This window comes from Cellulophaga omnivescoria, from assembly GCF_001999725.1.
Lineage (GTDB): Bacteria > Bacteroidota > Bacteroidia > Flavobacteriales > Flavobacteriaceae > Cellulophaga > Cellulophaga omnivescoria.
This window is the reverse complement of record NZ_MDDP01000008.1, coordinates 39,118-58,905: the sequence shown is the minus strand read 5'-3', so window position 1 is coordinate 58,905 and position 19,788 is coordinate 39,118. Positions and strand designations below refer to the sequence as shown.

Annotated in this window: 12 protein-coding genes; 9 read left to right on the top strand and 3 right to left on the bottom strand. The window is 32.1% G+C overall.

Features of this window, described 5'->3' with window-relative positions:
- Positions 1–307: 307 nt before the first annotated feature.
- The 4 genes from BFJ87_RS04795 (at position 308) to BFJ87_RS04780 (ending at position 7,194) form a co-directional block, all read left to right on the top strand.
- Positions 308–868, top strand: coding sequence for an RNA polymerase sigma factor (locus BFJ87_RS04795; RefSeq protein ID WP_077400724.1), 561 nt, complete (start codon positions 308–310; stop codon positions 866–868).
- A gap of 90 nt (positions 869–958) precedes the next feature.
- Positions 959–2,089, top strand: a complete 1,131-nt coding sequence (locus tag BFJ87_RS04790; protein ID WP_077400721.1) for a FecR family protein — start codon at positions 959–961, stop codon at positions 2,087–2,089.
- Between the two features lie 96 nt (positions 2,090–2,185).
- Positions 2,186–5,629: a SusC/RagA family TonB-linked outer membrane protein gene (locus tag BFJ87_RS04785; protein ID WP_077400718.1), complete on the top strand. Its 3,444-nt coding sequence runs from the start codon at positions 2,186–2,188 to the stop codon at positions 5,627–5,629.
- 116 nt (positions 5,630–5,745) lie between these two features.
- Positions 5,746–7,194 carry a RagB/SusD family nutrient uptake outer membrane protein gene (locus BFJ87_RS04780; protein ID WP_245799589.1) on the top strand — a complete coding sequence of 483 codons (1,449 nt, stop codon included), beginning with the start codon at positions 5,746–5,748 and terminating at the stop codon, positions 7,192–7,194.
- Positions 7,195–7,239: 45 nt separating this feature from the next.
- On the opposite strand, the gene BFJ87_RS04775 is transcribed toward BFJ87_RS04780, so the two are convergent.
- A complete protein-coding gene (locus BFJ87_RS04775) occupies positions 7,240–8,127 on the bottom strand; it encodes a LysR family transcriptional regulator (RefSeq protein ID WP_077400712.1) in 888 nt (295 codons plus the stop codon).
- 72 nt (positions 8,128–8,199) lie between these two features.
- Here BFJ87_RS04775 and BFJ87_RS04770 point away from each other — a divergent pair, with 72 nt between their 5' ends.
- The 3 genes from BFJ87_RS04770 (at position 8,200) to BFJ87_RS04760 (ending at position 11,971) form a co-directional block, all read left to right on the top strand.
- Positions 8,200–9,081 carry a DUF1338 domain-containing protein gene (locus BFJ87_RS04770; RefSeq protein ID WP_077400709.1) on the top strand — a complete coding sequence of 294 codons (882 nt, stop codon included), beginning with the start codon at positions 8,200–8,202 and terminating at the stop codon, positions 9,079–9,081.
- A gap of 9 nt (positions 9,082–9,090) precedes the next feature.
- Positions 9,091–10,608 carry an L-piperidine-6-carboxylate dehydrogenase gene (gene amaB / locus BFJ87_RS04765; RefSeq protein WP_077400706.1) on the top strand — a complete coding sequence of 506 codons (1,518 nt, stop codon included), beginning with the start codon at positions 9,091–9,093 and terminating at the stop codon, positions 10,606–10,608.
- Positions 10,609–10,813: 205 nt separating this feature from the next.
- Positions 10,814–11,971: a peroxiredoxin family protein gene (locus tag BFJ87_RS04760; protein WP_077400703.1), complete on the top strand. Its 1,158-nt coding sequence runs from the start codon at positions 10,814–10,816 to the stop codon at positions 11,969–11,971.
- Positions 11,972–12,079: 108 nt separating this feature from the next.
- On the opposite strand, the gene BFJ87_RS04755 is transcribed toward BFJ87_RS04760, so the two are convergent.
- Positions 12,080–12,745 (bottom strand): response regulator, encoded by a 666-nt coding sequence (locus BFJ87_RS04755; RefSeq protein WP_077400700.1) that lies wholly within the window; start codon positions 12,743–12,745, stop codon positions 12,080–12,082.
- A 4-nt stretch (positions 12,746–12,749) separates the two neighbouring features.
- Positions 12,750–14,900 carry a tetratricopeptide repeat protein gene (locus BFJ87_RS04750; RefSeq protein WP_077400697.1) on the bottom strand — a complete coding sequence of 717 codons (2,151 nt, stop codon included), beginning with the start codon at positions 14,898–14,900 and terminating at the stop codon, positions 12,750–12,752.
- Positions 14,901–15,084: 184 nt separating this feature from the next.
- On the opposite strand from BFJ87_RS04750, the gene BFJ87_RS04745 reads away from it, so the two are divergent.
- Entirely contained in the window at positions 15,085–16,533 is a 1,449-nt protein-coding gene (locus BFJ87_RS04745) for a DUF6242 domain-containing protein (protein ID WP_077400694.1), read from the top strand.
- Between the two features lie 110 nt (positions 16,534–16,643).
- The gene (locus BFJ87_RS04740) at positions 16,644–19,784 is read left to right on the top strand and encodes a SusC/RagA family TonB-linked outer membrane protein (protein ID WP_077400691.1); all 3,141 of its coding nucleotides are present in this window, start codon (positions 16,644–16,646) and stop codon (positions 19,782–19,784) included.
- Positions 19,785–19,788: the final 4 nt, after the last annotated feature.

Genomic DNA, 19,788 nt, shown 5'->3' with positions numbered 1-19,788 from the left:
TTTAAAATTATTAACATATATTCAAATATATAATATGTTTAAAGTTTTCTAAGTGTAATAGATAAAAAAATAAGATGTAAATACGAGTATTCTATTGAATATAATTGTTGATTTTTTTAGAAAAATCGGATAGTGAAGTGTATTTTTTTTAAAAAAAAATCTTGTTTTGTTTGAAAAATTGGAATCGTGCAAATTACAAAAAAAAATCAAAAAATGAATAATTATTGATTTATAGTAAAAAAAAAATACATTTGTGTAAAAATACTATTAATTAAATATGGTATTTTTAATTGTTTAAAATTGCTTAATGAGAACTGAAGAAGACTTTAATCTAATAATGAAAGAGATTCAAAGAGGGAATAAAATGGCCTTCGAAGTTCTCTTTAATCGTTATTATGAAGCTTTAGTTAATTATGCATATAACTATCTATATGATCAAAACAATAGCCAAGATCTTGTTCAGGAAATATTTATTTACATTTGGGAAAATGCAGCAGATTTGAAAATTACTTCTTCTGTAAAGGGATATCTTTTTACTATGACAAAAAATAGATGCTTAAACTTTCTAAAGAAAGTAAACATCACAGATAATGAGGGGGTAATAGAACTTAAGTCTCTGTTTGATCACGATTTAAATTATGCAACACTCTCAGATACCGAGCTTCAAGAAAAACCAATTTTAAAGCTTTTAGATAAGTTGCCTGCTAAAATGAAAGTGATTGTGATGTTGAAGTTTTTTAATGACTATAAACATCAAGAAATTGCAGAGGAATTAGATATTTCAATCAATACTGTTAAAACACAACTTAAAAGAGCTAGGATAAAACTAAGTAGATTGATGTTTTTTATTTGGATTTTATCTATTTAATAATTTGGAGCTATTATTTTTACAAATTTAATAATTTTTTGTCACCCCTAATTCGTTTTTAATTGTCATAGTACTAAATAACTGTGACTAATGGAGTTTAAACTCATTCAAAAATATATAAATGGCACTCTTTCAGATAAAGAGCAAATAGAATTTGATACTTGGCTAAATTCTTCTCCTGAGCATCAAAAATATTATCAGAGCGTTCTACGTAATAGTACAAATCGCCCTATTGAAATTGATTCTGAAAAAGGTTGGGTTCTTGTTAATTCGAAACTAAGCAAGACGTTTAAATTAAAACGCTTTTTTCCTTATGCCGCAATTCTTGCTCTTACTTTTGGAGCCTTATATGCAATACTGGCAGAACAGAACAATGCAGAAGGCCATAAAATAGTTGGTAGCCCTGAAAAAGAGCAGGTTATAGATAGAAATAAACCAACTTTAACTTTAGATGATGGTTCAACTATTGTCTTAACCGCTGGTAAAAATTATACAGATTCAAATGTAACCAGTAATGGAACAGAAATTATTTATAAAAAAGATAGTGAAAAGGGAGGTGCGGTAACAGCGTATAATATCCTAACCATTCCAAGAGGAGGTCAATTTTTTCTGACACTGTCTGATAAAACCAAAGTTTGGTTAAATTCTGAATCAAAACTTAAGTTTCCTAAAATTTTCAGTGATAAGGAATCAGAACGTGTAGTAGAATTGCTATACGGAGAGGCATATTTTGATGTGTCCTCAAGCGAATTACATAACGGAAAGGAATTTAGAGTAATATCAAAAGGACAGAATATTCAAGTCTTAGGAACTGAATTTAATATAAAAGCATACGCTAATCAAGAGTATATAGCAACAACCTTGATAGAGGGTAAGGTACAATTGCACTATGGAGACCTAGAAAAGTCTTTAAAGCCTAATCAAAAATCAGTTCTAAATTTAAAATCAACATCCATTCAAATATCAGAAGTTGATGTTTTTGATGAGATTTCTTGGAAAAATGGCCTATTTAGTTTTAAAGATTTACCCCTCGAAGAGATTATGGAAACCTTGGCTAGATGGTATGACATAGAAGTTTTTTTTGCTAATCCAGAGCTTACAAAAGTGAAGTTTACTGGTGTTTTTTCTAAAAAACAAGCAATAGACAATATATTAACAATTATAGAGAGTACTAATGAATTAAAATTTGAAACTATAGGAAAAACAGTAAAAGTGAAGTAAAAAAGGGAATGGAGTTTAGACTTGGACATTTAAAGCTCCATCCCCAAGATTTGATGATTAATTAATTATAAATAACTAACTAACAATTGCAAATTTATGAAAACTAAATTGATTAGGGTACCTATTGGGTATTCCAAAAGTTTATTGCGTATTATTATGAGAACCTTTATTTTTTTATGTTGTTTAGCAGCATTTGGATTTAGTCCTAAATCAGGATTCTCCCAAAATGACAATGTTACTATAAAAGTGACTGCAGAATTAACCGTAGAACAAGTGTTTGACTTAATCAAACAACAAACAGAACACTCTTTTATTTATAGATCCGATTGGTTCACAAAAGCATCAAAAATAAAGGTTACAAAAGGAGTTATAAATGCAGCTGATTTACTTGATAAATGCCTTAATAATGGGCAGTTTGGATATAGATTTACCAAAGAAGGGGCTATAATAGTTGAAAAACAGATTGGTCCGAAATTACAGTTGAAAAAAAGTGCTCAAGAGGTAATTATAAAAGGTAAAATTCTAGATCAGAATAACTACCCACTTTCTGGTGCTAATATTCTAGAAAAAGGCACCATCAATGGTACACAATCTGATTTTGACGGGAATTTTACCATAACTTTAAAGAACTCAAATGCTACATTAATCATTTCCTATATTGGTTTTTCAACGAAAGAAGTGTCTGTTGCAGATAGAACAGATATACAGGTTGTCTTAGAGGAAAATGCAGAAGGATTAAGTGAAATAATAGTCGTTGGATATGGTACACAGAAAAAGAGTGATGTTACTGGTGCAATTAGTACCGTAAAGGGAGATGAGTTATCCCAAGTAGTGACGACCTCTCCAACGGATGCCTTACAGGGACGAGTTTCTGGTGTGACTGTAAGTTCTTCTTCTGGATCTCCTGGGGCTACCGCAGATGTTATGATTAGAGGAGTTGGTAGTTTTGGAAACAATCAACCTTTATATATTATTGATGGGGTTCAAGCTGATCCATACTATTTGGATCCTAGTACTATTGAATCAATGGAGGTTTTAAAGGATGCCGCTTCTGCAGCAATATATGGGACTAGAGCAGCAAATGGTGTTATTATTATTACGACCAAAAAAGGAAAAAAAGGTAAGCCTAGAATTGAGATTGGATCTAGCATTAGTATAAATACCAATAGAAATGAAATGGACTTATTGGATGCTGATGGTTATCTTAGTGTACATAGAGCTATGTACGAGAATGCAGGTGCCGATTTACCAATTTACTTACAGTCTCCCCCAAATGTGAATACAGATTGGATTGACGAAACTCATAAAGAGGGGCAATTAAGCTTAATGAATGTTCGTATTAGTGGCGCTTCTGATAACGTAAATTATAGTATTGGAGGAAATTTTGCAGAGGAACAAGGATTGCTAATTGGGTCAGAATTTACTAAAAAAGGTATGAATGCTAATTTGTCTATAACGGAAGGTAAGTTTACGTTAGCTACAAACCTGAATTACAGCGAAACCTATAGAGAACCTTATAAATTTTCATTAAGAGAAACCTACTATATGTCTCCTTTAATTCCTGTTTATGATGAAACTAAACCAAGTGGTTATGGGTTTAGAGATGGCGATATCCCAGATCATAGAAACCCGGTTGGAGAGAACAATTTTATCGAACAGTACACAAAAACAAAATATTTTTTGGGTAATGTAAACTTAAGCTATGAAATAGCAAAAGGTTTAACGGCAAAAGCAAGTTTGGCATATTCAGATTTAAGCACATACAGTTTTAGTTTTAATCAACCGTTTCAAGTAAGGGGTGTTCAAGAAGAAGGCAGAGAATTTGCCTTTATTTCGGAGTATAACAGTGAACTTAAAAGGATCAACCAAGAGTACACATTAAATTATGCTCTTGATTTTGATAAACATTCTTTTAATTTCTTAGCAGGATATCAGAGAATTTCAGAACCTTTTAAGCGGAATTATATCCAAAGCGAAGGATATAAAATAGAACGTACTATAGAAGACGGGGCTATTCAAGAAATTAAAGTACCTGCTAACATACTGGATTCAAACTTTAAAACACTTGATGCTTTCTCAGACGGTACTTTCTCAGGGGAAGGTACTAATGCAGAATATAGTTTGGCATCTCAATTTGGAAGGGTAAATTACTCCTATAATGATAGGTACCTTTTCCAAGGTAGTATTAGACGTGACGGTAGTTCTAAATTCGGAGAGAATAACAGGTATGGGGTATTTCCTTCGTTTGCATTAGGATGGAAACTCTCTGAGGAAAATTTCATGAAAAACCAAAACTTTTTCAATTTCTTAAAGCTAAGATATAGTTGGGGACAAGCTGGTAATGACAGTGCTTTAGGGTACTATGATTATGTTGCTTTAATTGCACAGGGAAAAAGCCAAAATAATGGAGGATATGTATTTGGAAGCCCACAAACATCTTTTTTAGGAGGAATAGCCCGAGATTTACAAAATGATGATTTGCAATGGGAGACCAATACATCTTCTAATTTTGGATTGGATTTTAATGCTCTTTCAAATAAAATAAAAGGATCAATCAACTACTATACCGGAACTACTGAGGATTTGTTAATTACTAAAGTAGTATCTCCATCAGCAGGAGTAAACAGTCCAATAGTAAACGTTGGAGAGTTTAAAAATAGTGGTGTAGAACTAGAACTAGGGTATACCAACAAGGATTCAGAATTTCATTATTCTTTATTTGGAACCTTCACTACAATTAACAGTGAAGTAACCAAGTTAAGTAATGAGGATCAAACACTTTATGGTGTCGGTTTATTATTTGGTTCCGACCATTTCGTAAACCAAACTAAAGTAGGATATGAGCCAGGAGCTTATTTTTTACCTGTAGCAGACGGAATTTTTCAAAACCAGAGTGAAGTTGAAGCACACAATGTTGACGGTAATTTAATTCAACCGGACGCTGCTCCTGGAGATATTCGATTTGTCGATCAAAATGGAGATGGTGTTATAGATTCGGATGACGAGAAGTATCAAGGTACTGCCATTCCTAAATTTGAGTATAGCTTTACGCTTAGTGCAGATTATAAAGGTTTCGATATGAGTTTATTTTTTCAAGGAGTAGGAGGGAATAAAATATATAATGGAAATGACTTTACATTATTGAGTTTAGATACAGGAAGAAATTTCAGGCAAGAGGCATTAAATGCTTGGACTCCTTCAAATACTAATACAGATGTTCCAAGAGCCGTTCTCGGTGACCCAAATAGAAATAATCGTGCTTCTACAAGATTTTTAGAAGATGGTGATTATTTAAGAATAAAAACAATTCAAATCGGATATTCATTACCGGAGAATTTAATTCAAACTATGGGAATGAATAGATTCAGAATGTATATAACAGGACAAAATCTATTTACGTTTACGAATTATAGTGGCCTTGACCCAGAAGTTGGTTCAAGTGTTAGTGGACAAAACCAAGGGATTTTATCAAGGGGTATTGATAGAACATTATATCCAAAATATAAATCATTGATTTTGGGTGTACAATTTGAATTTTAATCTTAAAAACTGAAAAAATGAATACGATATATAAAATTTGTATAATATGTGCTGTAATGACACTCGTTACTTCTTGTAATGAAGAGGAGTTTTTAGAACAAACTTCCCCAGATCAATTGACCTCCGTTTCGTATTGGCGAAATTTAGAGGATGCAGAATCAGGTCTTACGGCAGCATACTCAGAATTAGAAGCAAGAAGTAATTTTTGGGATGGATGGCAAGAAGGTAGACCTGTAATTGAATATTTTAGGTCCGACTATGCTTTGCCTGGTCCTGATGCATCAAATTATAGCCATTGGATGTCTATTTTTAATTTTAATTATACCAACGGACATACTTTTTTAAATGTGTTGTGGAGTACGAATTATAAAGGGCTGAATTTTGCGAATCAAGTTATTAGTAAAGTCGGAGAAATGACACCAGAACAAATATCAAGTGAAGACAAAAAGAGAATAATTGGAGAAGCAACGTTTTTACGCGGTTATTACCATTTTAAATTATTGACTCTTTTTGATCAGATAATTGTTAGAACAGATGTCGTTACAGCAGAAACGTTAGATAAACCCCTGGCAACTAGAACAGAGGCTTGGAACATAATTTTGGAGGACTTTAAAGCTGCGGGAGAAGTATTGAGTACATCATACAACGGACAGAATGTTGGACGGGCAACTAAAGGAGCAGCTTATGCGTACTTAGGCAAAGCATATTTGTATAAAGCTGGTGATGATTCTTCTTCTGAAGTTTCAGACTTTGCAAATGCAGCAGATGCGCTTCAAAAAGTAGTAGACAGTAATGTTTATGATTTGTTTCCTGATTTTGTAGGTAATTTTAATGGAGAAAATGAAAATAATATAGAATCGGTTTTTGAATTGCAATTTAAAACGGGTGATGCTACTTCTTATAACGCAACGAGACTACATGCCTTTATAGGGGATTGGTCTATTGGCGGTTGGGGAGGTTTAGAAGCTTCCATTGGATTAGTTGATGATATGAAAACTGAAGGAATGACTGCTACCAATGGTTTGTATGATAATCGTTTATATGGCTCATTGTACTTTAAAGATCCATTTTATAATAATCCAAGTACTAATGAAATGCAAGGAAGTACTTGGGATGTTCTAATGACGGAAACTTATGGAAGTCCTGAAGCTAAGGATAATAGTGCATATTTTAGAAAGTGGTTGCCGAACTTTGTTAGAGACAATAGCTATGTAGGTGTAAATGTGGTGCTGATGAGATATGCAGATGTACTACTTATGTATGCAGAGGCACTAAATGAAATAGGACGAACAGATGAAGCTATTCCAATAATCAATGAGATAAGAGATGTACATGGGTTAATGCCTGCAATTTCAGTTAGTTCTCAAGCAGCTGTAAGGGAACAAATTCAACATGAAAGAACAATGGAACTAAGTCTTGAGTCGGTACGCTTTTTTGATCTACGAAGATGGGGAATGTTAGATTCAGCGATGAATGAAGCCGGTAGAAGTGGGTTTAATGCTACTCAACACAGTTATTTCCCTGTACCTTTATCAGAAATACAGGCAAATACAGCTATTGATTAAATGAATATAATAAAGAGCACCTGGCAATTAATGATTGTCGGGTGCTTATATATGATTTAAAAAATAATGTAATACTTTGGACTTGTTGTGGGCAAGCCATACTGCATACAATCTTGTTTTTTGGGGTGTTTTGACTAATTCAATGTATTTAACATTGTAGTTTTTGTCATCCCTTAAACTGTTAGGAATAATTGAGATTCCCATTTCATTTTCTACCAATTTAAATATTGTAGGTGCATGAATGGATTGATGCTGTATATTAGGACTAAAACCCGCTTCTAAGCATAAATTTAGAATCTGTTGAAAGAACATAGGGCTAAAATCATTTGGAAATAGTATAAAGCTTTCTTTTGACAGCTGTTTAATGGAGGTAAAGCTAACTTCATTCAAGGGATGATTTTGAGGTAATACAAGGGAGAAATTTTCTTCATAAACAAGTTTGATACCCATAATTGAAGGTATGCTATTTGATCTTATAAAACCGATATCTATTTTATTTGAAAGTAAACTTTCAAGTTGTTCTTTGTTGGTTTTTTCTTGAAGATTAAGCATTATTAATGGTTGATCGGAACTAAACTTTTTTAAGACCTTTGGTAAGTATTTCTGCATAGCAGAACCAACGAAACCAATTTTTAGTTGCCCTTTTTTACCTTCTTTTTTCATTTGCCAGTTTTCTAATGATCTGTCAACTTGTTCAACGATTAAGTTAGCTTCTTGTAAGAATACAGAACCTTCATAGCTTAAAGTTACTTTTCTGTTGGTTCTTTCAAATAATTTAGCTCCCAAGGTTGTTTCCAGAATTTTTATTTGCTGACTTAGTGCAGATTGGGATATATGCAATTTTTCGGCAGCTTTACGGTAATGTAAAGTTGTGGATAACATAATGAAATATTGGACTTGCCTTAATTCTAATTGATTTGATTTACTTATCATTTGATATTTAATATGAATTGGAACAAATCAAAAATAAGTATAATTTTAAGAGTGTAATTAAAATATATAAATATGAATACAGAGAAATATAAGAAGCTAGCAAAAATCTATAAGGCTTTATTGGACACTTATAAAAAAGAGGTGCCTAATGTAGAGAAAATAACTAAGGCTATGGTTGAGCATAAAATCATAGCCAATGAAGATGAAATTATTAATGATCATATTGCATTTAGAACCCTTGGAGTTCCTAACCTAGGAATAGCTTCCTTGGAAAAAATTTTTCTGCATTATGGGTACACAAAAAGAGATTATTACTCTTTTGAAGGAAAAAAATTAAATGCCTACTGGTATGCTCCTCCCAAACCGGAGTTTCCAAGAGTATTTCTAAGTGAATTGAGAGTTTCAGAACTTTCAGATGTTGCCAAGGAGGTTATCTATAAATACACCTCTTCAGTGATTTCAGATCCTATTGATACAATTGATTTGAATGATGTAGCGGCTGTAAATAAGTTTTTTGTTGAACCCTTGTGGAACTTACCTACATTAAAAGAGTATAATACGCTTTTAAATGAAAGTGAATATGCGGCATGGACCATTTATAACCGATATTACCTGAATCATTATACCATTAGTATACATAATCTGAAAGGTGCTTATAAAAGTATCGAGAAATTTAATGAATTTATTGAATCACTAGGTATCACACTTAATTCTTCAGGAGGTAAAATAAAAGTAAGTAAAGATGGATTGTTAAAACAAAGTAGTACAATGGCAGAGTTGGTTTTAGCAAAGTTTTCTGATACAGATAAAGTGATGATTCCTGGTAGTTATGTTGAGTTTGCGGAACGTTTACCTTTACCTTCATCTGGAAATTCAGAAAAGATAAGTCGAAGAGAAGGTTTTGAATCTGCGAATGCAGATAAAATATTTGAAAGTACATATATCAAAAAATAAAAGTAAAAAATGGTCGATTATTTAAGTAATAATGAAGAGAATTATTCTGTATCTACAGGATGTTATAGTTGGAAAGCATCGGGTGCTAGCAAGGATATAGTTTCTCCTGTTGATGGGGCGATACTTGGAAGCGTCAAATTGTCAACGGAGGATGATTATAACAAAGTTGTTATAAAAGCAAAAGAAGCATTTCCGTATTGGAGTTCGTTAACAGCTCCTGAAAGAGGAGATATTGTGAGGCAATTTGGAGACGAATTACGTAACGATAAAAACGAACTAGGGAAATTAGTAAGTTATGAAATGGGCAAGAGTTTGCAAGAGGGATTGGGAGAGGTACAAGAAATGATTGATATATGCGATTTTGCTGTGGGCTTATCTAGACAGTTGTATGGATTGCAGATGCATTCAGAAAGGCCCAATCATAGAATGTTTGAACAATGGCATTCTCTTGGAGTAGTCGGTATTATTTCAGCATTTAATTTTCCTGTAGCTGTTTGGGCTTGGAATGCGGCAATTTCTTGGGTTTGTGGGAATGTTTGTATATGGAAACCTTCTGAAAAAACACCTTTTTCAGCGATAGCTTGTCAAGAAATCTTTAAAAGAGTTCTAAAAAAGAATGGATTGCCAGAGGGCATCTCGAATGTGATTATTGGTGACGCACTCATTGGCAAGTTAATTGCTTCTGACCATAACATAAATCTTGTTTCCGCAACTGGTTCCACCCAAATGGGGAAGAGTGTGGCTCAGAAAGTAGCTGGCCGTCTTGGAAAATCAATTTTAGAATTAGGAGGAAATAATGCAATTATTGTTACCCAGCAAGCAGATTTGAATCAAGCCATTCCTGCAATTGTTTTCGGAGCAGTGGGGACAGCAGGACAACGTTGCACGTCAACAAGAAGATTGATTGTTCATAACGAGATTCTTCCGGATTTAGTCGTAAAATTAGAGAATGCGTATGCTCAGTTGCGCATCGGTAATCCCTTAAGTGAAAATAGTCATATGGGGCCCTTAATAGATCATGAGGCAGTTTCATTGTATGAGAAAACTATAGATACAGCGCTAAGAGAAGGGGGAGAGCTAATTTTTGGAGGTTCGAAAATTGAAGGGGAAGATTATGGTTCAGGTTGCTACGTAAAACCAACACTAATTAGAGCAAATAAAACGATGTCTATCGTAACTAAGGAAACCTTTGCGCCTATCCTATTTGTAATAGGGTATGATGATTTCAATGAGGCGATCCAAATTCAAAACAATGTACCACAAGGACTTTCATCCTCTATATTTACGCTAAATTTGAGAGAGTCTGAATTATTCTTATCACAGAAGGGATCTGATTGTGGCATAGCGAATGTAAATATTGGTACCTCAGGTGCAGAAATAGGAGGAGCTTTTGGTGGAGAAAAAGAAACTGGAGGGGGAAGAGAGAGTGGATCTGATGCATGGAAAGCATATATGCGAAGGCAAACATGCACTATTAATTATTCGACAGAAATGCCACTAGCTCAAGGGATAAAATTTAAGTTTTGATGACCTCTTAAGGTGTACTAGTTTATTTGGATTAAAATTATGATTTCCTCTCAACAAAAACCTCTTTGTTGGGAGGTTTTCATTTTATATGAATTCACTTTTATGGTAATAGTTTACGTAATATATGAGGAATGTTCCCTAGATATGAATGAAATATAGGTAATACTTTTACTTCAAATTTTAGTAACAACAATATAATTAATATATGAAAAAACTAGTTGGGGTAGCATTGATTTTTTTTAGCTTGATAGCATGTCAGGAGTCCATAAATGATTCAGAACTGGCTAAAATAAGGGTAAATGGACATATCGAATTTGCTGATAGTCAAGATAGATTTGGTATTACATTGAACAAGAGAAATGAAGATAATGAGTTTGAACTGTTTATGAAAATTGAATTAGATTCTTTGAACAATTACTCTTTTGAGATGCTAACTGAAAATCCTGGGTATTACACTTTAGATGTTTATAAACAACAACGAGTTGAATTTTATGCAGATGATGAAGATTTAACTATTGACTTTAGAGGTATTGATACGGCAAAAGTTAAAATTAAAAACCCTCCACATGTACATATAAATGGAGGAGAAAAAAATAATGTTTTAAATGCTGTTCATTGGTCGAGTTATCAAAATTATCAATATATGATTGCTGTTGGAAGACAACAGTATAGGGCCTCTTTATCGGACTCTGAGGAATGGAAAAGTGATGTGTTAAATGAATGGGATGTAATGTCAAAATACCACGAGAGGGATATTAAAAACATAATTAAAATGTATAGCAAGTATCCTACAGTTATTAAAGCTTTAGAAGGGTTGTCTTGGAAGAATCATAAGGATTATATGGTTGAGCAATATGATTTATTAGCAGCGAAATTTCCAAATGATTCATACATTCTAAATGCAAAATCAGATTTATTTGAGAAGATTGAAAATGTTTCAAAAACGAGTATCGGTGCTGTTGCTCCTGATTTTACCTTTCCAGATTTAGATGGGAATTTAATTTCTTTAAGCTCTTTTAAAGGAAAATATGTATTGATTGACTTTTGGGCTTCATGGTGCGGGCCTTGTAGAATAGAATCACCTAATGTGCAAAAACAATATAGATTATACAGAGATAAAGGTTTTGAAGTCGTTAGCGTTTCGATTGATAAAAAAGAAAAGGAATGGCGAAAGGCAGTTAAAGAAGATAATTTGGAAGGAACACTTTTGATAGCTAAAGATTCAAAAAAAATTATGAAAGATTATGTTTTCTCAGGAATTCCGTACATGGTATTACTTGATAAGGAAGGAAAAGTAATGGCATTGAACCTAAGAGGCGAGGCTTTACAAGAAAAATTAAAAGAGATATTTCCAGCGGAATAAAAAACAAATAAAAAGAACGCATCATATTTTTGATGTGTTCTTTTTTAATATCGTTTAACAATAAAAAGATTGAAAAGTGGTTGTACGTAATTTAAAAAGCGAACTAATTTAAGAGTTTTTACATAATGATGAAATTAATATTTTGTTAGTTATAGCCATAGCCTGTAAATTATTATAACCCGTAATGTCTAATTTTTTAGCAATATTAGTGCGATGGTTGTCAATTGTTTTTGGACTGTTATAAAGCAATTCTGCAATCTCTGAAGTTGATAGATTTTCGGAAATTTTAACTAAGACTTTTAATTCGCTTTTTGTTAAGGTTTGTAAGTTTTCAATTAAGTTTTCTAATGTTTTAATCTCTTCCTGATGTAGGGAAAAAAAATGAAGACAACTTTTACCTTGATAAAAGTTACCTTTTAAAACTTGATCCATACAGGTTTTAATTTCCTCATGCATACCATCTTTAAATAGGAAACCATTAGGTTTTAATTTTTTAGCTTTAATTAATGTGGGGATATGCATACAATTGGTTAAAAGGATAACCTTTTTTTCGGGATATTTCCTTTTAATAATTTCTAAAACTTCAACTCCGTTTATTATGGGCATTTCAAGATCTAATATAAATAGATCTATTAAAGATAAATAATTCAAAACCTCTTTACCATTCGAGGTATCGATCAGAACCTTATATCTACCATAGGAATTAATTAAAGTTTTTAAGCCTAACCTAACGATATAATGATCATCTGCAATAAGCACTTTTATTTCATTCATAATATTAGAAATTGGTTAGTTGTATGATAAAAATAGAACCTACTGGTTCGTTTTTTTTGTATAAAATTCTAGAGTTTACTTTGGATAGCATTTTTTGACATAAGGATAGTCCTATTCCATACCCTTTTTCATTATTTGTTCCTTTTGAATTTGGGATATTTTCTAACTTTTTAAGCCAAATATTTTCAGCATCTTTGTGAAGACCTATGCCAAAATCGGTAACATGAATTTCGATTAGATGTTCTGAAATACGCTTGATTTCAATGATTATTTTTTCATTTTTATGAGAAAATTTCACAGCATTCGATAGTAAATTTCGAAGGGCAAGATCTACAATGTTTTTATCGCTTTTTATTTTGTTATTGCTTTTATCCGGATGAAAATGGATAATTAAATCTTTGACATAAATGGTACTTTCAATAAGCTTTAAGTTAGATTTTATAAGCTTATTAAGGGAAAATGTACTTAGTTTGATATGAGTACCCGATGTTTGAGTAATAATCCAATTTAGGATATTGTTCAAATTATGAAGTAAATTGTTTGAATTAGATTCAATAATACTTAAGTTACTTTTGATCTCTTTGTTACTTAAACTATCAAAATTATTTCTTAAGATAAAAAGTAGATTTTTAAGATTGGTAATTGGACTTTTTACATCGTGGGCAACTATTGATAGCAACTGATCTTTTATTTGGTTAATTCGAATTAATTCACTCCTATTTTCTTTAATCTCTTTATTAGAATTTATCAATTTTTTATGTTGGATAGCAAGACGCGTCTCTGCTCGTCTCTTTTGTAAATATAAAGTTAGAAGCAAAATGGTAATACATAAAACTAATATACTGGAAATCACTAGTGACTTTAACTGTTGACTTTTGTTTTTTAACTGTAGGGCTGTAATATTATTTATAGAATGTAATTTTTCTAATTCATATTCTTTTTTTAGTAGCTTTTGTTGAACTTCTTTTTGTTCATTTAAAGACACAAAATGTTGATTTCTCAAGATTTTATCATATTTAAAATACTCTTCTAAATATTGAAATGCTTTCGATCTATTATTGCTTTGTTTTTCAATTTGAGACAAATTAAAGTAAGTATTTTTTAGAATTTTATTATTAACTATTGAACTATCATTTTTGAGTATACCAATATAAGCTGTACGAGCCTCCTTAAATTTTTGATTTTTTTGAAAATATTGCCCCAAACTAAGAGAAGCTTCTAATTCTTCCTGTTTATAAGAGAATTCTAATGCTATTTTTTTTGAAGATTTGTAATAGTAAAGACTACTATCTTGATTTTTCTTTAGGGTATAAATTTTACCAATCTTTAGCAAGGTTTTACTTTGTTCTTTTTTTAAGCATAATCTTTGATACCCATCTAAAGCTCTTTTATGATATTCTAAGGCTATGTTTAGCTTTTTTAAGAGTTGATTTACCTCTGCTAATTTATCTTGGGTTTTAAAAATTCGTAATGAATCACCGTTTTTTTTAGCTTCATCTAAGGCTCGACTAAACAGCTCTTCTGCCTTTTTATTATCATTTAAATTAAAGCTGACTATACCAGTATTCATATAATACTTATACAGATCAATTTTTGTGGTTAAGTGAGGAATTAATTCATAACAATCTAAATATAACTCAGATGATCGTTTGTATTCTCCTATGTTGTTATATAGAATACCTAAGTTATTTAAGATGGCAAATTGATTGTCTTTGTCTTTGAGTTTCTTATATAAATTTAAAGCTAATTTATAATGATATTCAGCTTCAGTAAATTGATTTAAGTCATTTTCAATGAGACCTTTCAATGTAAATAGTAAGGCTTTACTTTTTAAAGGTAATTTGTTATCTTCTATTTTGTTCAAAACGTCTAATGCTTCTATATATTTTTCGTTTATAAAAAGGGCCGTTGCAAAATTGAGTTTTATTTTAAACTGAATTAATTCTGATTCTATTTTACTCCTGAATTCATATGCCTTTCGGGCATATTCCAAACTTTTAATCGGGTTTTTATGTATGTTTTGGTAGTATTTATAATTGAGTTCGGTTATCAATTGAGAATAATGAATTGAATCCTTTGGCTTTTGACTAAAACATCCCTCAGAGAATAAAACTATCCCTAAAATAATTATGTTAATGAATTTAAAATGCCTCATACGTTATTAATTCGTTAACAAATATAGTAGAACTTAGGACTTTAATTTAAATAAATCTTAAAATGAGGAATTATCCCTATTTTATTTTTAAACACTTCTTTTAAGTTTGCTATCAACAAAACAATAACATAATGTTATGTTTTTGTAACCAACTAATTTATTAACCAATTCAATTTTGTTAATTATGATAGCAAAACAAAAATTAAAGTATATCAACCTACTATTTTTATTTAGTATTTTGATATTAAGTGGATGTACTGAAGATGATGATATTTTTCAAGATGATTTAACGGGTTTTATTCAATTTGGCTTTTCAAATGAAAGTATAAAAGGTTATTCATTTGGAATTGATAATAGTACTTATATCATTGAGAATACCGATATACTCCCTTATCAATTTGATGTGAGTAGTTTAACAGCAACCTTTGTTGCTATTAAGGGAACTACCGTAACTGTTGATGGGGTAGAACAAATAAGTGGAGTTACTGCAAATGATTTTTCAAACGAAATCACCTACACCCTAACAGCTAAAGATGGTGTTTCGAAAAGGACTTATACCGTAAAGGCTAATGTTTCTCTAGTAAATCCTGATGAAGTACAATGGAACCAATTGAGTCCAAATGCTTTCGATGTAGATTATGAATCACAAGAATACTTTAAGCTCAATGGGAAACATTTTTTAATTACTGGTAAAGAAGGAAAATTTGGTGAGTCTAAATTGTATAGTTCTGTTGGAGGTGAAAATTGGACAGAAGAAACACCAATAGGAGATTTTCCTATAGGGTCAAATCATAATATTGTAGTTAGGAATGGAATTGCTTATGTGGTTGGCTTTGCAGAACTGAAAGACCCTTATGGATTGGGGATACCGGCATATTACCAAAAAGCACTGACATTTGATTTGTATACAACATCAGATGGAACCTCTTGGAATAAAATAGAGGAGGCTTTAGCAATTCCAGGAACATGGGGACCTTCTTCCATAGCTTCAATTAATACCTCCTCGTTCATTGTCGAAAATATAATTTATAGTATAGGGGGAAATACAGCAGTGTTTGGGACCTTGAATGGTTACAAGCCAGACGCAGTATATGTTCCGGCAGCAGCAATTTCTTCTGTAACACTAAAATCATTGGATGATGTAACCTTTGATACAACTGGGATATATACCGTTGATATGCCAAGAAGAACACATTCAGCATCTTTTACAGTTGATGGTAGAATGTATATATTAGGAGGGTTAGATTTGAATGGTGTGCCTTTAAGTGATGTTTGGTCTTCAGACGATGGAGTGAATTGGACTCTTGTATCTGAGGATGCTTTTTCTCCGCGATTTAAAGCGAGTATCGTTACCTATGATAATAAATTATGGATGTTTGGTGGTGCTACTTCAGATGGCACTTGTACTTCTGAAATATTAGTATCTGAAGATACTGGTGTTACATGGGAAAAGGCAAAAACATTTCAACAACTACCAGATAGTTTCACGGCAAGATGTAATGCTAATATTGTAGTAGATCATCAAGGTAATATATTAATAATAGGTGGACAAACCACCTCAATTATTGATGGAAAGGCTCAATATACAACCTTAACAGATGTGTGGTCTGGAAAGCTTAACAAACTTAACTAAATAACTTCTAATAAATAAAGGGAGTTATTGATTATCGAAGGAACACATTTTGTTTGCCTATCGAGTACAATACCGTAAATACCCTTTATTTATCTACTAAAGAATATAGAATGAATATTAAAAATATAATAGTACTTGGTATTTTGCTGTTCTGGAATTTAATGTCTTATGCTCAGGATATTAAAAAAACAGTTTCAGTAAAAACAATTGAAATAGAGGGTAAGATTATTTCAGAAGATGATAATTTGCCTATTTCCGGAGCAACTATACTTATAAAAGGATCAAATAAGGGTGTTGCATCTAATTTTGATGGGCTATTTAAAATTTATGCAAATCAAGGAGATGTCTTAGTGATTTCGTCTATGGGGTTTTCTACAAAAGAATATACTATAAAGGATACCAAAAATATAATAATCTATTTGGAAACAAATGTCGAAGCATTAAAATTAGTTACTGTAATTGGGTATGGTATTCAAGAGAAAAGGGATCTTACAGGAGCAATAGGCACATTAAAAGGTGATAAAATAGACCAAACTGCAGTAAGTTTTGACAACGCACTGACAGGAAAAATTTCTGGAGTTCAAGTTATGTCTAGCTCAGGGAGTCCAGGAAGTGCTACCTCGATAACCATTAGAGGAATTAGTTCATTAAACTCAAATAGTAATAATCCATTGATTGTTATAGATGGGGTACCAATTTATGGCTCTAATAGAAGTAATAATACAACAGACTTTGAAAGAGGATCCGTACCTTTTTCTGGTTTTGGAGGAACATCAGTAGCTAGTCCGTTGGAGCATAAATCTGAATTTGAGAGAAATCCATTATCAATGCTCAATTTAAATGACATTGAATCCATAGAAGTTTTAAAAGATGCATATGCTACAGCTATTTATGGATCACGAGGAGCAACTGGTGTTATTCTAATTACTACTAAAAAAGCGAAATCCAAAAAAACAAGAGTGAGCCTTAGTACAAGTACAACTTTTAGTGACCCAATAAATAAACCAGAACTTTTAAATGCTAAAGAGTATTCTAAGGTATACAATGAGTTCTTGAATAGTGAGAATCAAAATGCTTTTCCTGTGAACGGTAACGAAACCAATTGGTTGGATAATGTTTTACGTACCGGAATAACCAGTAGTACGAATCTTTCAGTTGATAAGAAAGGAAAAAAACTTAGCTATTATTTTAGTTCATCTCACTTAAAACAAAATTCCTATATCGTCAATCAGGATTATGAAAAATTTAATACCAGATTGAATATCGATTATGATTTCTCTGATAAATTAAAAATTGGTTTAAATGGAACTTTTAGTTTTTCAGATAATGATGCATTAAATGCTCCTAGTATTTATAGAAATGCCATATTAAAAGCGCCCAATGTTCATATATATTCAGAAAATGAAGATTATTATTTTGGACTGGATCCCAATAGTTTTGGTACCATTGATAACCCTATAGCCCAAGCGTATAAGGATTTAAACTATGTAAAGGATAATCGAATTATTGGTAATGCTTATATGGAATATAAGCCTATAGGCTGGTTGACTTTAAAATCAGAGGTCGGTATAGATCATTACAATTCTGACGCTTATAGCAGAATCATTAGTAGACCAGACATTGTTGGAGGAAATGCAACTGAAAGAGACTTAAAGAATGAAAAGTTCGTAATTAATAACACAGCTACAATTGTCAAAGTTTTTAATACAGTTCATTCTATTAATAGTACTTTAGGTCAGAGTTTTGAAACATCTAGAGAGAAATCTCTGGCAGTGAACGGCCGAGAGTTTGCAAATGATGATATTTTAGATATTCATCAAGCTGGTATAGTTCAAATTGTAGATCCAATAGTTCGAGAATGGGCGCTTTTTTCTGCTTTTGCAAGATTTAATTATCAGTATAATCATAAATATTTAGGGGGCATCACTTATCGAATAGATGGCTCTTCCAGATTTAATAAAAATAATAGATACATTGGGTTTCCTTCCTTTTCATTAGGGTGGAGGGCCTCGGAAGAAAAGTTTATAAAGAAATTAGACTGGGTTAATGAACTAAAGTTTAGGGGGAGTATAGGTTTTTCTGGTATTGATGGGTCTAGTGGTTATTACGGAAACCAAGGTCGCTATAAGTTGTTAAGAGCAGGAGGTTCTCTACCATTGAATTATTACGGTTCGGAAATCTTACAGGTAGAACAACCAAATAATCCAAATCTAGAATGGGAACGCACAAAGACTTTAGATCTTGGCGTCGATATTGATCTTTTTGATGAAAGGTTTAGTGTAACCGTTGATTATTATCATAAAAAGATAAACAATTTATTATATGCTTCTGCAGTTCCTTGGTATCAAGGATACGCTTTACAGCAACAGAATATTGGAGATATGGAAAATAAAGGCTGGGAAGTTCAACTAAATACAGAAAATATACGGACCCATAATTTTAAGTGGATAACTAGTTTCAATATTTCGAGAAATACCAATAAAATACTGAAGTTAAATTTTGAAGGCAATGATGTCACTGGAGCAGAATTGGGTTACAAATATTTTGCAGAGGGTAAATCAGCTGGACAATTTTTTCTCTATGATTGGGATGGGGTAGATGCATTAACAGGTAATCCAGTATGGAATTACCCCGACGGTTCTCAAAGTACAACACCTCCTCAGACATTAGAGAACCCATCTCAATATAGAAAACCAATGGGAGATGCATTACCTGATTTTTATGGAGGATTAACAAACAGTTTTTCATATAAAAATTGGAAGTTGGATGCGTTCTTTACATTTTCATCGGGGAATCAATTGTACAATGGTACAAAAGCACTTCTTTATACTTATACTACAGATAAAGCCCATAATTTAAGCAAAGACATATTAGACTATTGGCTTATTACTGGACATCGTACAACTATTCCAAAACTGAATAACTCTTCAATTGTTTCTAATGGTTTTGGTAGTGGAGCAGTAGATTATACGGCGGGAAGAGATTCTGATAGGTTTTTAGAGGATGCATCATATATCCGTTTAAAAAACATAAAGGTTTCTTATAGCCTCCCCCAAGAGATATTAAACGATTTACATTTAAATGATTTGTCAATATTTATCCAAGGAAATAATTTGTTAACATTTACAAATTATTCAGGTCTTGATCCAGAAGTTAGTGCATTTGGTTCATCAGCTTTATTAAGTGGTTATGATGAACTAACGATGCCTCAGTCAAAATCATATAGTCTAGGGGTAAATATTGGATTCTAAAATT

Excerpts from the sequence above, each read along its gene's own strand:
- BFJ87_RS04760 (WP_077400703.1), top strand. The coding sequence starts at position 10,814 with ATGAAAAAACTAGTTGGGGTAGCATTGATTTTTTTTAGCTTGATAGCA.
- BFJ87_RS04795 (WP_077400724.1), top strand. The coding sequence starts at position 308 with ATGAGAACTGAAGAAGACTTTAATCTAATAATGAAAGAGATTCAAAGA.
- BFJ87_RS04755 (WP_077400700.1), bottom strand. The coding sequence starts at position 12,745 with ATGAATGAAATAAAAGTGCTTATTGCAGATGATCATTATATCGTTAGG.
- BFJ87_RS04750 (WP_077400697.1), bottom strand. The coding sequence starts at position 14,900 with ATGAGGCATTTTAAATTCATTAACATAATTATTTTAGGGATAGTTTTA.
- BFJ87_RS04745 (WP_077400694.1), top strand. The coding sequence starts at position 15,085 with ATGATAGCAAAACAAAAATTAAAGTATATCAACCTACTATTTTTATTT.
- BFJ87_RS04785 (WP_077400718.1), top strand. The coding sequence starts at position 2,186 with ATGAAAACTAAATTGATTAGGGTACCTATTGGGTATTCCAAAAGTTTA.
- BFJ87_RS04775 (WP_077400712.1), bottom strand. The coding sequence starts at position 8,127 with ATGATAAGTAAATCAAATCAATTAGAATTAAGGCAAGTCCAATATTTC.
- amaB (WP_077400706.1), top strand. The coding sequence starts at position 9,091 with ATGGTCGATTATTTAAGTAATAATGAAGAGAATTATTCTGTATCTACA.
- BFJ87_RS04790 (WP_077400721.1), top strand. The coding sequence starts at position 959 with ATGGAGTTTAAACTCATTCAAAAATATATAAATGGCACTCTTTCAGAT.
- BFJ87_RS04770 (WP_077400709.1), top strand. The coding sequence starts at position 8,200 with ATGAATACAGAGAAATATAAGAAGCTAGCAAAAATCTATAAGGCTTTA.
- BFJ87_RS04740 (WP_077400691.1), top strand. The coding sequence starts at position 16,644 with ATGAATATTAAAAATATAATAGTACTTGGTATTTTGCTGTTCTGGAAT.